We start from the raw sequence: 13,520 nt of genomic DNA, 5'->3' as shown, positions 1-13,520 counted from the left end.
TGAGTGACAGTCATTTCTTTACGAGCCAGTACTGTCAGGTCGTTTCGACGTTCTCTCTGAGCGCAATCTTCATGCGGGGACTTGATGGTGGTGGCGTGAGCTTGAGCTGATTGGCCACGTACGGCGGCTTCCCCGCCATTAAAACGAAACGTCTGACAGCCATGCTACGAGACATGCCAGTAGTATCGGTTTCACGAGCTGGACGGACATCTAAGGCGGGGGAGGGACGCAGGGTGAGGCACCCGGCCTGAATCTATAGCCAGCCATTGCGACGATGCAAACGGGCTGGCTGCGGACTGCGGCAAGGCTCAGGGCGTTTGCGGCTTGTCAGGGGCGGTGAGGCCGGCCTGGATGCGCTGATAAATTTCCTCGCGATGCACCGCCACGTTTTTCGGGGCGTTGATGCCGATCCGGACTTGTTGGCCACTTACGCCCAGAATGGTGATCGTGATGTCGTCACCAATGTTTATGCTTTCACCGACTTTGCGGGTGAGTATCAGCATGGTGTTCTCCTTGATTGCTTTATAGGGCACCTGATTCAGACAGTGCAGATGTCGGTACTGCTTATAGATTAGTGCTAAGTGTCACAATGTGGGTGCCTCTTTCTGACGTGCAGATACAGCATTAATTCCCAGGGTGCGACTATACAGAGACGCCGGACAGGATTCTCGTGTTTTGCGCACTGTTTAGGGCGTTATTGGCGAGTGTGGGTGCTAAAATCCCCTCTTCATGTCTTCCGGGGGAATCGTTGTGCGTAAATTGGCTTGGGTAATCGCGGTATTGGCGCTGGCGGGATGTGGAGAGGGGCGCGACGTCGAAGCCCCCAAGCCGAAACCGGCGGCGACCTCCACCCCGTCAGCCGCTGCCGCGCCGCAGTGGGCAGTCGAGGTTCGAGGCGAAACCCCCCAGGCCGTGAGCGACCTCACCGGATGGTTGATCGAGCATAGCTTCATGTCCACGGTCGTCAGGGAGGATGGCAAGGACCGGGTCCTGGTCGGACCGCTCAGCTCCAAGGCTGAAGCCGAAGCGAAGCAGGAGCAAGTCACTGCCGCCTTGGTACGCGCGAAGAAGCGCAACATCGAGGCCTTGGTTGTGGATTTCCCGCCAGCACGATAACCCGGCGGATAAACAAAAGGCCCCGGGCGCGTGACGTCCGGGGCCTTTTGGCTGGTGGCTTGGTCAACCGCAGGTTTTCATATCCACCGGGCCGACAAATTCGTTTCCGCGCCCCATGACACACGCCACGCTCTGGTTGCGCTGGCGTTCCCAGGCCTGCACGGGATAAGTCTTGTCCCAGGCTTCGTACAGCCGCCGATCCTGTTTGGAGAGGCGTAGGCCGTACTGTTTGCTCATGTAGAAATACGTCCTGGCAATCATTCCTCGAATCGAAGGGCGGGGCATGACCTTCTTGGCCTTGAAATCCACCTGGGTCAGGCATGAGCCATATTGACCTTTCTGCACCGGTAGCCAGCCAAAGCTGAAGTTGCTGCGATCACCATTGACCTCGCCAATGCTTGGGACCAGGTTGTGAAGATCAGCCTCGGCCCGTTGATAGACCGGGTCGTAGCGGGTGCAATGCTTGCGTCCGCCCTGTTGCCAGCATTGGCGCTGATGGCCGATCTGCCAGGCCGGGACGATGTGCTCCCACTCGATGCGTGCGGCGCGCTTCGCGTTTTTACGCGGTACATAACCGCAAGCCGAGAGGTTCACGCGGTTGCCGGTGTATTTGCAGCCACAATAAAACTCGGTGGATTGTGGTGCATAAAGTTTCCAGGCGACTTTCTTCGCTTCGTTGAAAGTGCGGGGAGCTCCGGCGTGTGCGCCCACGGCGACGAACATGAGCAATAAAGCTAAACAGCGAACACTCATCAGGCTCAATCTTCCTTCGGCACAACCCAGAAAACCTGCACACCACCGTCGTCGCGATAGGCAAGGGTGACGTTGTCGTTCTCGTCGATTTCTTCCAGCAAGCGTTCCCATTCATCTACCGGCTCGTCGGGAAGGCGGAAGATCAGCGCGGCCTTGGCTTTTTGTGCGGTAGGCGAATTGATGATTTTCGAGACCCGCAAGCCGAGCCGTGTATAGGAATCTAAGGGGGTAGTTGCAGCGGAGGGCGTGGCCACAGGATTATCCTTATTAAGCTGTACGTGCATACAGTATTTAACTGTAGGCATTTACGCAACTGCTTAAAATTCAAGAAAATCGTCTGACAGCGCTTTTCGGGTTTTGGTGTAGGAGAACTACATTTTTTTAGCGAGCCAAGTAGGCGCAGGTGCCACCTGCTCGAAGGAAGCGGGTGGCGAAGGGAGGCCCGACCGGAATCGGTCGGGCGGGAACGATCAATATTCCCAGAACATCCGCTGCAATTCCTTGCTGTCCTGGGTCTTGGTCAGGGCGACCATCGCCAAGATGCGCGCCTTCTGAGGGTTCAGGTCGTGAGCCACGACCCAGTCGTACTTGTCGTCAGGCTGTTCGGCGTTACGCAGTACGAACCCACCGGCATTGACGTGGGACGACCGAATGATCTGCACGCCGTCCTTGCGCAGGGCCTGCAGGGAAGGCGCCACGCGCGAAGACACCGAACCGTTGCCGGTGCCGGCGTGAATGATCGCCTTGGCGCCGGATTGAGCCAGGGCCTTGTAGGCCGTGTCGCTGACGTTGCCGTAGGAATAGGCGATTTCCACGTCCGGCAGACTCTTGATGGTCTTGATGTCGAATTCCGAGTCCATGGTGTGACGCTTGGCAGGCAGGCGGAACCAGTAGGACTTGCCTTCCACCACCATGCCGAGCGGACCCCAAGGGCTCTTGAAGGCTTCAGTCTTGATGTTGATCATTTTGCTGACATCGCGGCCCGACTGGATTTCATCGTTCATCGTCACGAGGACACCCTTGCCGCGGGCCTCCTTGCTGCTGGCGACGGCCACGGCGTTGTAGAGATTGAGCATGCCATCCGCCGACATCGCCGTGCCGGGACGCATCGAACCGACGACGATTATCGGTTTGTCAGTTTTTTCCACCAGGTTCAGGAAGTACGCGGTTTCTTCCAGTGTGTCGGTGCCATGGGTGATGACAATGCCATCGACGTCCTTGCTGTCGGCCAGTTCGGCGACACGCCGACCCAGTTGCAACAGGTTTTCGTTGGTAATGCTTTCCGAGGCGATTTGCATCACTTGTTCGCCGCGGACGTTGGCCAGTTGGCTGAGCTCCGGTACGCCAGCGATCAGTTTTTCAATGCCGACCTTGGCCGCCTGATACGTGGCGCTGTTGGCCGAGCTGGCACCGGCGCCGGCAATGGTGCCGCCAGTGGCGAGGATGACCACGTTGGCGAGCTTTTGCTCAGTCTGGGTTTCTTTCGCCTGGACGGCGTTGGGCAGCAACAGCAGAAGGGCCAAGGCGCCCGGAACGAAAGTCTTTAAGGCAGATGTCATTATTCTTCTCTCTAGTCATGATGGATTCATCTAGATGCTCCGGCAGACCTGAATGCCGGGAGCCCAACTGCCAGAGCATGATCCGTACCAGTGCGGCCATGGCGTGTGAGCTGCTGTTAAGCGGTTGATATTTATAACGATGCGTATTGGAGGAGGCGCCTGCGTAAAAAACCGGTGGACGGGTTTCCGAATATTCAACGTGTTTATCGTTCGGTTACCCGAAGGGAGGTTGTCTGAAGGAAAGAGATTTGTTGGTCGCGCTAAAGAAAATGCCCCAGCGGACGATCTTCCTTGTAGGAATTCATTCATGGAGCGACACATGTCCTTTTCAATCGGCTTCCCAAATGCCGCAGCCCTGACCATTGGCGGCAAGTCTGCGAGCACGTTGAAAGCTTTGAGCGAGGCGAGCGCCGATGCAGCCGACAAGGCCCTTGGCGAAACTGAAGAGTCTGGCAAAGTCCGCGCGAACCTGGCTACCGAAGCCGAAAGCAAGACTGAAAAAAGCGCCAGTACCCAAAGCGTCGCGACACAAACGCTGCTCAAGCGTATGCAAGAACTTCAGCAACAACTGCGTGAACAACAGCAACAATTGGCTGCTGCGCAGGCGCGTGCGTATTCGACGCCTGAAGCCAAAACTACCGCTATCATGGCTATTCAGGGGCAGATCGCCGATACCACCGGCGCGCTGCAGCAGGTGACCGGCAGCTTGATCAAGGAATTGGCGAAGGAGTCCAGTTCCGGAGCGCTGGTCAATACCACCGCCTGACGCCCGACATTCCGGCCCCAACCGGAACGTTGACAAAACCGCGATGCTTTACCATAGTTCATTCCACGCAAACGTTTGCGCGGTTGTCGTGCGACGATTTTGCTCACAATAATCATAAAATCGGAGTGAACCCATGAAGCTGCCATTCGCTGGACGCCTTCTCGCCGTTGCCATGCTCGCGGCCGCATCCGCAGCGCTGCCTTTCTCCTCGGCGCTCGCCCAGACCCCCGAAAAACCCAAGGTCGCCCTGGTCATGAAATCCCTGGCCAACGAGTTCTTCCTGACCATGGAAGACGGTGCCAAGGCATACCAGAAGGAACACTCCGCCGATTTCGAGCTGATCTCCAACGGGATCAAGGATGAAACCGACACCGCCAACCAGATTCGCATCGTCGAGCAGATGATCGTATCCAAGGTCGATGCGTTGATTATTGCGCCCGCCGACTCCAAGGCCATGGTGCCGGTGATCAAGAAAGCCGTCGACGCCGGCATCACCGTGATCAACATCGATAACCAGCTCGACCCGGCAGTGGTCAAGAGCAAAAACATCACTGTGCCGTTCGTAGGCCCGGACAACCGCAAGGGCGCTCGCCTGGTGGGTGACTACCTGGCCAAGCAGCTCAAGGCCGGTGACGAGGTGGGCATTATCGAAGGCGTGTCGACCACCACCAACGCCCAGGCGCGTACCGCAGGCTTCAAGGATGCGATGGAAGCGGCGCAGATCAAGGTCGTCTCCCTGCAATCCGGTGATTGGGAGATCGATAAGGGCAATAAGGTTGCCGCGTCGATGCTCAGCGAATACCCGAACATCAAGGCACTGCTGGCCGGTAACGACAGCATGGCGGTCGGTGCCGTATCAGCCGTGCGCGCGGCGGGCAAGGCGGGCAAGGTGCAGGTGGTCGGCTACGACAACATCAATGCCATCAAGCCGATGCTCAAGGACGGTCGCGTTCTCGCGACGGCCGACCAGTTCGCCGCCAAGCAGGCAGTGTTCGGCATCGAAACAGCGCTGAAGATGCTCAAGGGCGAAAAAGTCGACAGCGGCACCAACGGCGTTATCGAAACTCCGGTCGAGCTGGTGACCAAGCCGTAATTCTGGCGACACAACGGCGCTCGCCCGTCCGGGCGGGCGCATTGGAGAGTTTGTTATGTCCGTTCGCGATCCGAACGCTGTCCTTTGCGTCAGCGGTATCGGCAAGACCTATGCGCAGCCGGTACTGAGCGATATCAGCCTGAGCTTGATGCGCGGCGAAGTGTTGGCGCTGACCGGCGAAAATGGCGCTGGTAAAAGTACCTTGTCCAAGATCATCGGCGGGCTGGTCACGCCGACCACCGGGCAGATGCAATTCCAGGGGCAGGATTACCGTCCCGGCAGTCGGGCCCAGGCCGAATCGCTGGGCGTGCGCATGGTGATGCAGGAGCTCAACCTGCTGCCGACCCTTTCCGTGGCCGAAAACCTGTTCCTCGACAATCTGCCCAGCCACGGCGGCTGGATCAGCCGCAAGCAATTGCGCGCGGCGGCAGTCGAGGCCATGGCGCAAGTGGGGCTCGATGCAATCGACCCCGATACGTTGGTCGGTGAGCTGGGAATCGGTCACCAGCAGATGGTCGAGATCGCCCGCAACCTGATCGGCGACTGCCACGTGCTGATCCTCGACGAACCGACCGCCATGCTGACGGCCCGTGAAGTCGAGATGCTGTTCGAGCAGATCTTGCGCCTGCAGGCCCGGGGCGTATCGATCATCTATATTTCCCATCGCCTCGAAGAACTGGCGCGGGTGGCCCAGCGCATTGCGGTATTGCGCGACGGCAACCTGGTCTGCGTCGAGCCGATGGCCAACTACAACAGCGAGCAGTTGGTGACGCTGATGGTCGGCCGGGAGCTGGGCGAGCACATCGACCTGGGCCCGCGCCAGATTGGCGCACCGGCGCTGACCGTCGCGGGCTTGACCCGTTCCGACAAGGTTCGTGATGTGTCCTTCGAGGTTCGCAGCGGCGAAATCTTTGGCATTTCCGGGCTGATCGGGGCAGGGCGCACCGAGCTTTTGCGGCTGATCTTCGGCGCTGACGCGGCGGATAGCGGCACCGTGGCGCTGGGTTCACCGGCCAAGGTCGTCAGCATTCGTTCACCGGCCGATGCGGTGGCCCACGGCATTGCGCTGATCACCGAGGACCGCAAGGGTGAAGGCCTGCTGCTGACCCAATCCATCGCGGCGAATATCGCGCTCGGCAACATGCCGGAGATCTCCAGCGCCGGCCTGGTCAATGGCGGCGCGGAACTGGCGTTGGCGCAGCGGCAGATCGATGCCATGCGCATCCGCAGCTCCAGTCCGACTCAATTGGTCTCCGAGCTGTCGGGCGGCAACCAGCAGAAAGTCGTGATCGGCCGCTGGCTCGAACGCGATTGCTCGGTGCTGTTGTTCGACGAGCCGACCCGCGGCATCGACGTCGGTGCCAAATTCGACATTTATGCGCTGCTGGGTGAGTTGACTCGCCAGGGCAAGGCGTTGGTCGTGGTGTCCAGTGACTTGCGCGAGCTGATGCTGATCTGTGACCGGATCGGCGTACTGTCTGCCGGCCGCCTCATCGATACCTTCGAACGTGACAGCTGGACCCAGGATGATTTGCTTGCCGCGGCGTTCGCCGGCTACCAAAAACGTGATGCGTTGCTCAACGAAGCAGCGCCTAGGGAACTCTCATGAAAACCGCACCTGCCATCGGCAAATCCAATGGCAACTTCTTTGGCCTGGGGACTTACCTGGGCCTGGCCGGTGCCTTGCTGGCCATGATCGCGCTGTTCTCGGTCCTGAGCAGCCATTTCCTGTCCTATGACACTTTCAGCACCCTCGCCAACCAGATCCCGGACCTGATGGTTCTGGCGGTCGGCATGACGTTTATCCTGATCATTGGCGGCATCGACTTGTCGGTGGGCTCGGTGTTGGCGCTGGCCGCATCGACCGTCAGCGTGGCGATCCTCGGCTGGGGCTGGAGCGTTTGGCCGTCGGCCTTGCTCGGCATGGCCGTTGCGGCGCTGGCGGGTACGGTCACCGGTTCGATCACCGTGGCGTGGCGCATTCCATCATTCATCGTTTCGCTGGGTGTGCTGGAAATGGCCCGTGGCCTGGCGTACCAGATGACCGGCTCGCGCACCGCCTATATCGGCGACTCTTTTGCTTGGCTGTCCAATCCGTTCGCCTTTGGTATTTCACCGTCGTTCATCATTGCCTTGCTGGTGATCTTCATTGCCCAGGCGGTGCTGACCCGCACCGTGTTCGGTCGCTACCTGATCGGCATCGGTACCAATGAAGAAGCCGTGCGCCTGGCTGGCATCAATCCGAAACCCTACAAGATCCTGGTGTTCAGCCTGATGGGGCTGTTGGCCGGACTCGCGGCGCTGTTCCAGATTTCGCGCCTGGAAGCGGCGGATCCGAACGCGGGCTCAGGGCTTGAGTTGCAAGTGATTGCCGCCGTGGTCATTGGCGGGACCAGCCTGATGGGCGGCCGGGGTTCGGTCATCAGCACCTTCTTTGGTGTGTTGATCATCTCGGTGCTGGCGGCTGGCCTGGCCCAGATCGGTGCCACCGAGCCGACCAAGCGCATCATCACCGGCGCAGTGATCGTGGTGGCGGTGGTGCTCGATACGTACCGCAGCCAGCGCGCCAGTCGGCGGGCTTGAGCCATGGCAACCATCAAGGATGTGGCGGCACTCGCGGGGATCTCCTACACGACCGTCTCGCACGTAGTGAACAAGACGCGGCCGGTCAGTGACGAGGTGCGGCGCAAGGTCGAGGCGGCGATCGAGCGGTTGGACTACGTGCCGAGTGCCGTGGCGCGCTCGCTCAAGGCCAAGACCACGGCAACCATCGGTTTGCTGGTGCCCAATAGCCTCAACCCGTACTTTGCCGAGCTGGCCCGAGGAATCGAGGACTACTGCGAGCGCAATGGCTATTGCGTGATCCTGTGCAACTCCGATGACAATCCGGACAAGCAGCGCAGCTATCTGCGGGTGCTGCTGGAAAAGCGTATCGATGGATTGATCGTGGCCTCGGCCGGAGGTGATGTCGGCCTCGCCGAGGGGCTGGCCAACGTGCGCACGCCCATGGTGATCGTCGACCGTGGGCTCGATGGCGTCGACGCCGACCTGGTGCGCATCGATCATGAGTACGGCGCGTACCTGGCGACCCGGCACCTGCTGGAATTGGGGCATCGCGACATTGCCTTCATCGGCGGTCCGGCAGATACCAGCGTGGCGCAAATGCGCCTGGCGGGGTACTGCCGTGCGTTGAAAGAGGCGGGGATCGAGTTGCCTGTCGAGCGCATGCTTGAAAGCGATTTCACCAGCACCGGTGGCTACCGTGCCGCGGCCCAGTTGCTTGAGCACCGGCCGCCCAGCGCGATCTTCGCGGCCAACGACATGATCGGCATCGGTGCGCTGCGTGCCGCCGCCGAGCGTAATGTGCGAGTGCCCAGCGAACTGTCGATCATCGGCTTCGATGACATCCAGATGAGCCGCTATGTCTACCCGGCGCTGACAACGGTGGGGCAGTCGATCCTGCAGCTCGGCGAGATGGCGGCGGAAGTGCTGCTGCGACGCATCGCGACGCCGACGCTCGCCACGGACCAGCGGATCGTCACACCCAGCATTGTCTTGCGAGAGTCGACTGCACCGTTGTCCGGTACATTCGCCCAATACCGCTGAAAATCGAATTGATGAGTAATGATGTATGCCAGCAAAAGTAGTGGTGATAGGCAGCCTGAACATGGACCTGGTGACCCGGGCGCCGCGTCTGCCTCGTGGTGGTGAAACGCTGATCGGAGAATCGTTCTCCACTATCCCGGGTGGCAAGGGCGCCAACCAGGCGGTGGCCGCCGCGCGCCTGGGGGCGCAAGTGTCCATGGTCGGTTGCGTGGGCGGCGATGCCTATGGCGAGCAATTGCGCGGCGCGCTGTTGGCCGAGGGTATTGATTGCCAGGCAGTCCGCGTGGTGGAAGGTTCCAGCGGTGTTGCGCTGATCGTGGTCGATGACAACAGCCAGAATGCGATTGTTATCGTCGCCGGTGCCAACGGTGCGCTTACCGCCGAAGTCCTGGACGGTGTCGATGAAGTATTGCAGCACGCCGACGTGATCATCTGCCAGCTTGAAGTGCCGGATGCCACGGTGGGCCACGCCCTCAAGCGCGCCCGTGAGTTGGGCAAGATCGTCATCCTCAACCCCGCGCCGGCTTCCCATACATTGCCGGCGGACTGGTACGCCTGCGTCGATTACCTGATTCCCAACGAAAGCGAGGCAGCGGTGCTGAGCGGATTAGCGGTGGATTCCCTGGAAACCGCCGAAGCCGCCGCGACACAGTTGATCGCCGCTGGCGCCTGCAAGGTGATCGTGACCCTGGGTGCCCAAGGATTGATGTTTGCCAACGGCACGAGCTTCGAACACTTCCCCGCACCGCGGGTCAAGGCGGTCGATACCACGGCGGCCGGCGATACGTTTGTCGGTGGGTTCGCGGCTGCCTTGGCCAGTGGCAAGAATGAGCTCGAGGCCATTCGTTTCGGCCAGGTCGCCGCTGCGTTGTCGGTTACCCGCGCTGGCGCGCAACCCTCCATACCGTCACTGCAGGAAGTACAGGCGTTCGAATCATGAAAAAGACTCCGTTGCTGAACATCGCCTTGTCGCGGCTGATCGCCTCCCTCGGTCATGGCGACAAGGTAGTCATCGGTGACGCCGGGCTTCCCGTGCCGCCAGGGGTCGAATTGATCGACCTGGCGCTGACCCATGGCGTCCCAGACTTCGTCAGTACCTTGAAGGTGGTGCTCAGCGAGATGCAGGTCGAAAGCCACGTACTGGCTGAGGAGATCCTTGATAAACAACCGTCGGCCCTGGCCACGCTGGAGGCGCTGCATGCCGAAGGCGCGTTGGGCGCACGGGAACTGGTCCGCCACGAGCAGTTCAAGATCCTTAGCCGACAGGCGCGGGCGATTATTCGCACGGGAGAATGTTCTCCGTACTGCAACGTGGTGCTGATCGCCGGCGTCACGTTCTAAGTTTTATCCACCCTGCACAAGGAGTGCGCCATGCACCGCTATGCTCAGAAAATGCATCAACTGTTGCGGAGTCTGCTGCTTTTGTCATTGATCACGGCTACAAGCGCCCAGGCGGCGGAGAAAATCGATCTGATCATCGACACCGATCCTGGTGCCGACGACGTCGTTGCGTTGTTGTTTGCCCTGGCGTCTCCCGAAGAGCTGCATATCCGTGCCCTGACCACCGTGGCGGGCAACGTGCGGCTGGACAAGACTTCCCGCAACGCGCGCCTGGCCCGGGAATGGGCGGGGCGCGAGGAAGTACCGGTCTATGCGGGCGCGCCCAAGCCGATGATGCGCACGCCCATCTATGCGGAAAACATCCACGGTAAGGAAGGCCTGTCCGGCGTGACCGTGCATGAGCCGAAGAAGGGACTGGCCCAGGGCAACGCCGTCAATTACCTGATCGATACCCTCAAGGCCGCCAAGCCGCACAGCATCACCATCGCCATGCTCGGTCCGCAAACGAACCTGGCCCTGGCGTTGATCCAGGAGCCGGACATCGTCCAGGGCATCAAGGAAGTGGTGATCATGGGCGGTGCGCATTTCAATGGCGGCAACATCACCCCGGTGGCCGAATTCAATCTGTACGCCGATCCCCAGGCGGCGGAAGTGGTCGCCAAGAGTGGCCTGAAGCTGACCTATCTGCCGTTGGACGTGACCCATAAGATACTCACCAGCGAGGCGCGCCTGAAGCAGATCGCCGCGCTGAACAACAACGCCAGCAAGTTGGTCGGCGATATCCTCAACGAGTACGTGAAGGGCGACATGGAGCACTACGGCATGACAGGCGGGCCGGTGCATGACGCGACGGTGATTGCCTACCTGCTGAAGCCGCAATTGTTTACCGGCCGCTCGGTCAACCTGGTGGTGGACAGCCGCGAAGGTCCGACTTTCGGGCAGACCGTGGTCGACTGGTATGACGGCTTGAAGGCACCCAAGAATGCTTTCTGGGTGAAGGAGGGCGATGCCCAGGGTTTCTTCGACTTGTTGACCGAGCGATTGGCGCGTCTCAAGTAGCCTAGTTTGCAGCGAGCCCGCAGGCAAAGCCTGCGGTGGCCTCAGTCAATCGCTTCGATGACGCTGGGGTAGCGTTCGAAGGCCTGCTGGATGAAGTTCTGCGCCGCTTGCGTGCCCAATTCCTTCACCAGCAGCTCGATGCCGATGATCGCCAACTCTTCCGGGCTGCCCGGGCTGTATGAGCTGTGGCCCTGCGCCCATTTGGCATTGATGGTGGCTTCGATGCTGACGGTGCTCATGTCGGGGCTCGCAGGGTTGTAAGGTCTGTAGGTTGAGTTAACCATTTTTGCGTCGGGTTGGGCAGTGCGACTTAGGCATCAAGAGGGCGCTGTGCGACACTTGTTTTTTTGACTTTTGCGGGAGCCCAGTCGTGCAGATCGACCTGAACGATCCAGATGGACTGACAGTTGAAGCGGTTCGGCAATTGTTGGCTTCTGCCAGTGACGACGAGCACACCCAGCTACGTGTGACCAAGGATGGAATCGCCTATCTTTCGTCGGGCGTCGTGGGTGGCGCCGACATCGACGGGTTGCTGTTTCGGCTGGAAACCTGGGCGAAGGGGTCGGGATATGTCGGAAGGGTCGCGGCCAGCGATGAGGTCTGGGTCACGCAGATCTACAACGCACTCAAGGAAAACTGGCCGAACCCAGCCTTCGATTACATCGACATCTACTGAGCGCATTCATATTCAGTCACGATTGAGCCATGAACAGAAAAGGGAGCTCAGGCAAACTGCCGGTTTTGCGGGTGAGGGCACGATGATGGCCTTGGTGTTGAAACCAAGTTTCGTCTGGGTTGTCGCACGCTCTCTGGTTAATTCATCCTAATAGGAGGCTTCATGCCTTGGAAGCTTGCGTCATTGAGTACTTTGCTGGCCGCTGCGCTCTTGAGCGGTTGCAGCAGCACCTCTGAGTCGACCCCTGAGCCTGTGGCGTCCGATACCGGCGATAGCCGCTGTGAAGCAAAGGCAGCCGAGTTCGCAATCGGCAAGCAGGCTTCGCCCCAATTGCTGGACCAGGCAAGGTCCCGTGCAGGCGCGCAGTATGCGCGTATCCTCAAGCCCAACGACATGGTCACGCTTGAGTACCGTTCCGATCGCCTGAACCTCAATACCGATGCCGGCCTGGTGGTCAATCGAGTGAGCTGCGGCTGAGCGGTTTTCAATAGACCATAAAAAACCCCGTCACATGGACGGGGTTTTTTTAGTCCACCGAGAAATTACTCTGGGCGAACCTGTGCAGCTTGCATACCCTTTTGGCCTTTCTCAGCCACGAAGGAAACGGTCTGGCCTTCTTTCAGGCTTTTGAAACCGTCGCTTTCGATAGCTTTGAAGTGTACGAACAGGTCGTCACCGCCACCTGTAGGAGTGATGAAGCCGAAGCCTTTTTCATCGTTGAACCATTTAACGGTGCCGGTTTGGCGATTAGACATGGTGTATCTCCAAGAAACATATATTTTCAGTGTACTGTGCTGCTCAGGCCAACTGGGCACACCGGGGTATCATAGTCGAAATGTTCGATTTGGGAGCCCCCCGCAGGCGCTGTTTGCCAATCAGTCGTGTTTTCTTTACCGCCTGAACCGCCTGAAAGGCCCGGTTTCAAAGGCTTTCAGTCGAACGTAAAGACGATAAAAAAAGCTGTAAAACCTGTAGAAATCGTTCAAAAAAGGAGCTAATCAGCCCTTTTTATCGCTGCCGAGCCAAATTCAAGCGCTTGTCTTCTCATTTTTTTGCGGGGGGATTGGCCTTGCATTTGGCGATCTGGCCGAGCGCTTTCTGCTGCAATTCGGGGCTGGCCTTATTGTCCATCAGCGCCTGGATATCGCTCGCCGGGTAGGATTTGATCGCGTCGGCGCCACAAGCACAGTGGGCCTTGGCCGCGGCCGCGCCGATCTGCGGGGTCGCCGCTTGAGTGCACTGGGCCATGTATTTTTCGCGCTCGCCCTTGGGCCACTCGGCATGGGCGGTCAATGGAAGCAGCAGGGCGAAGGGGGCGACGACTGCCAGTAGTGTGTTCAGACGCATGCGAAGATGCTCCTTTAGGGTCGGTGTCTTGTTATCTGAGGCGTTGCAAGCGTTTCGGTTCAGCACTCTGGCATAAAAACAGCCAGTTTACGCCCGCTTCAATCCGGACGCGGCGATGACCGTTCATCTGTGCTAGCATGCCGGGCTCGGGTATTTTTCAGGCTCCGCAGGACGACAGGTCCCGGTGGCGGTAAATGTTCGATT

Annotated in this window: 18 protein-coding genes; 11 read left to right on the top strand and 7 right to left on the bottom strand. The window is 59.4% G+C overall.

Features of this window, described 5'->3' with window-relative positions; all coding sequences use genetic code 11:
- Positions 1 to 308: 308 nt before the first annotated feature.
- Positions 309 to 503, bottom strand: coding sequence for a carbon storage regulator CsrA (gene csrA, locus HU762_RS14035; protein ID WP_003179932.1), 195 nt, complete (start codon positions 501 to 503; stop codon positions 309 to 311).
- Between the two features lie 247 nt (positions 504 to 750).
- Here csrA and HU762_RS14030 point away from each other — a divergent pair, with 247 nt between their 5' ends.
- Positions 751 to 1,116, top strand: a complete 366-nt coding sequence (locus HU762_RS14030; RefSeq protein ID WP_186637832.1) for an SPOR domain-containing protein — start codon at positions 751 to 753, stop codon at positions 1,114 to 1,116.
- 63 nt (positions 1,117 to 1,179) lie between these two features.
- On the opposite strand, the gene HU762_RS14025 is transcribed toward HU762_RS14030, so the two are convergent.
- From HU762_RS14025 to HU762_RS14015, 3 genes are all read right to left on the bottom strand, one after another.
- Entirely contained in the window at positions 1,180 to 1,869 is a 690-nt protein-coding gene (locus tag HU762_RS14025) for an endonuclease I family protein (protein WP_186637830.1), read from the bottom strand.
- A 5-nt stretch (positions 1,870 to 1,874) separates the two neighbouring features.
- Positions 1,875 to 2,174 (bottom strand): DUF1654 domain-containing protein, encoded by a 300-nt coding sequence (locus HU762_RS14020; protein WP_176689649.1) that lies wholly within the window; start codon positions 2,172 to 2,174, stop codon positions 1,875 to 1,877.
- 165 nt (positions 2,175 to 2,339) lie between these two features.
- Entirely contained in the window at positions 2,340 to 3,428 is a 1,089-nt protein-coding gene (locus HU762_RS14015; protein ID WP_186637827.1) for an asparaginase, read from the bottom strand.
- A 319-nt stretch (positions 3,429 to 3,747) separates the two neighbouring features.
- On the opposite strand from HU762_RS14015, the gene HU762_RS14010 reads away from it, so the two are divergent.
- The 8 genes from HU762_RS14010 (at position 3,748) to HU762_RS13975 (ending at position 11,293) form a co-directional block, all read left to right on the top strand.
- Complete coding sequence (locus tag HU762_RS14010) at positions 3,748 to 4,194, top strand: hypothetical protein (protein ID WP_186637958.1); 447 nt, start codon at positions 3,748 to 3,750, stop codon at positions 4,192 to 4,194.
- Positions 4,195 to 4,327: 133 nt separating this feature from the next.
- A complete protein-coding gene (locus tag HU762_RS14005) occupies positions 4,328 to 5,287 on the top strand; it encodes a sugar ABC transporter substrate-binding protein (RefSeq protein ID WP_186637824.1) in 960 nt (319 codons plus the stop codon).
- Between the two features lie 55 nt (positions 5,288 to 5,342).
- Positions 5,343 to 6,896, top strand: a complete 1,554-nt coding sequence (locus tag HU762_RS14000; RefSeq protein WP_186637821.1) for a sugar ABC transporter ATP-binding protein — start codon at positions 5,343 to 5,345, stop codon at positions 6,894 to 6,896.
- Positions 6,893 to 7,870 (top strand): ABC transporter permease, encoded by a 978-nt coding sequence (locus HU762_RS13995; RefSeq protein WP_186637818.1) that lies wholly within the window; start codon positions 6,893 to 6,895, stop codon positions 7,868 to 7,870. Before HU762_RS14000 ends, HU762_RS13995 begins: the two co-directional genes overlap by 4 nt.
- A 3-nt stretch (positions 7,871 to 7,873) precedes the next feature.
- Positions 7,874 to 8,893 (top strand): LacI family DNA-binding transcriptional regulator, encoded by a 1,020-nt coding sequence (locus HU762_RS13990; protein WP_186637815.1) that lies wholly within the window; start codon positions 7,874 to 7,876, stop codon positions 8,891 to 8,893.
- Between the two features lie 25 nt (positions 8,894 to 8,918).
- Positions 8,919 to 9,833: a ribokinase gene (gene rbsK, locus HU762_RS13985; RefSeq protein WP_186637813.1), complete on the top strand. Its 915-nt coding sequence runs from the start codon at positions 8,919 to 8,921 to the stop codon at positions 9,831 to 9,833.
- Positions 9,830 to 10,234, top strand: a complete 405-nt coding sequence (gene rbsD, locus HU762_RS13980) for a D-ribose pyranase (protein ID WP_186637811.1) — start codon at positions 9,830 to 9,832, stop codon at positions 10,232 to 10,234. Before rbsK ends, rbsD begins: the two co-directional genes overlap by 4 nt.
- Positions 10,235 to 10,264: 30 nt before the next feature.
- Entirely contained in the window at positions 10,265 to 11,293 is a 1,029-nt protein-coding gene (locus tag HU762_RS13975; protein ID WP_186637809.1) for a nucleoside hydrolase, read from the top strand.
- A 41-nt stretch (positions 11,294 to 11,334) separates the two neighbouring features.
- On the opposite strand, the gene HU762_RS13970 is transcribed toward HU762_RS13975, so the two are convergent.
- The gene (locus tag HU762_RS13970; protein ID WP_186637806.1) at positions 11,335 to 11,532 is read right to left on the bottom strand and encodes a hypothetical protein; all 198 of its coding nucleotides are present in this window, start codon (positions 11,530 to 11,532) and stop codon (positions 11,335 to 11,337) included.
- Positions 11,533 to 11,663: 131 nt separating this feature from the next.
- Between HU762_RS13970 and HU762_RS13965 the strand changes: the two genes are divergently transcribed.
- Both HU762_RS13965 and HU762_RS13960 read left to right on the top strand, forming a co-directional pair.
- Positions 11,664 to 11,969, top strand: coding sequence for a hypothetical protein (locus tag HU762_RS13965; RefSeq protein ID WP_186637804.1), 306 nt, complete (start codon positions 11,664 to 11,666; stop codon positions 11,967 to 11,969).
- Between the two features lie 162 nt (positions 11,970 to 12,131).
- Entirely contained in the window at positions 12,132 to 12,446 is a 315-nt protein-coding gene (locus HU762_RS13960) for an I78 family peptidase inhibitor (RefSeq protein WP_186637801.1), read from the top strand.
- Between the two features lie 65 nt (positions 12,447 to 12,511).
- On the opposite strand, the gene HU762_RS13955 is transcribed toward HU762_RS13960, so the two are convergent.
- Positions 12,512 to 12,724, bottom strand: coding sequence for a cold-shock protein (locus HU762_RS13955; protein WP_047229330.1), 213 nt, complete (start codon positions 12,722 to 12,724; stop codon positions 12,512 to 12,514).
- A gap of 289 nt (positions 12,725 to 13,013) precedes the next feature.
- Positions 13,014 to 13,316 carry a hypothetical protein gene (locus HU762_RS13950; protein WP_186637798.1) on the bottom strand — a complete coding sequence of 101 codons (303 nt, stop codon included), beginning with the start codon at positions 13,314 to 13,316 and terminating at the stop codon, positions 13,014 to 13,016.
- Positions 13,317 to 13,520: the final 204 nt, after the last annotated feature.

It is taken from the genome of Pseudomonas sp. SWRI92 (assembly GCF_014268685.1).
Lineage (GTDB): Bacteria > Pseudomonadota > Gammaproteobacteria > Pseudomonadales > Pseudomonadaceae > Aquipseudomonas > Aquipseudomonas marvdashtae.
This window is presented reverse-complemented; position numbering and strand designations above follow the sequence as displayed.

Coding starts and splice junctions, on each gene's coding strand:
- csrA (WP_003179932.1), bottom strand. CDS start 503: ATGCTGATACTCACCCGCAAAGTCGGTGAAAGCATAAACATTGGTGAC.
- HU762_RS14025 (WP_186637830.1), bottom strand. CDS start 1,869: ATGAGTGTTCGCTGTTTAGCTTTATTGCTCATGTTCGTCGCCGTGGGC.
- HU762_RS14020 (WP_176689649.1), bottom strand. CDS start 2,174: ATGCCTACAGTTAAATACTGTATGCACGTACAGCTTAATAAGGATAAT.
- HU762_RS14015 (WP_186637827.1), bottom strand. CDS start 3,428: ATGACATCTGCCTTAAAGACTTTCGTTCCGGGCGCCTTGGCCCTTCTG.
- HU762_RS14010 (WP_186637958.1), top strand. CDS start 3,748: ATGTCCTTTTCAATCGGCTTCCCAAATGCCGCAGCCCTGACCATTGGC.
- HU762_RS14005 (WP_186637824.1), top strand. CDS start 4,328: ATGAAGCTGCCATTCGCTGGACGCCTTCTCGCCGTTGCCATGCTCGCG.
- HU762_RS14000 (WP_186637821.1), top strand. CDS start 5,343: ATGTCCGTTCGCGATCCGAACGCTGTCCTTTGCGTCAGCGGTATCGGC.
- HU762_RS13995 (WP_186637818.1), top strand. CDS start 6,893: ATGAAAACCGCACCTGCCATCGGCAAATCCAATGGCAACTTCTTTGGC.
- HU762_RS13990 (WP_186637815.1), top strand. CDS start 7,874: ATGGCAACCATCAAGGATGTGGCGGCACTCGCGGGGATCTCCTACACG.
- rbsK (WP_186637813.1), top strand. CDS start 8,919: ATGCCAGCAAAAGTAGTGGTGATAGGCAGCCTGAACATGGACCTGGTG.
- rbsD (WP_186637811.1), top strand. CDS start 9,830: ATGAAAAAGACTCCGTTGCTGAACATCGCCTTGTCGCGGCTGATCGCC.
- HU762_RS13975 (WP_186637809.1), top strand. CDS start 10,265: ATGCACCGCTATGCTCAGAAAATGCATCAACTGTTGCGGAGTCTGCTG.
- HU762_RS13970 (WP_186637806.1), bottom strand. CDS start 11,532: ATGAGCACCGTCAGCATCGAAGCCACCATCAATGCCAAATGGGCGCAG.
- HU762_RS13960 (WP_186637801.1), top strand. CDS start 12,132: ATGCCTTGGAAGCTTGCGTCATTGAGTACTTTGCTGGCCGCTGCGCTC.
- HU762_RS13955 (WP_047229330.1), bottom strand. CDS start 12,724: ATGTCTAATCGCCAAACCGGCACCGTTAAATGGTTCAACGATGAAAAA.
- HU762_RS13950 (WP_186637798.1), bottom strand. CDS start 13,316: ATGCGTCTGAACACACTACTGGCAGTCGTCGCCCCCTTCGCCCTGCTG.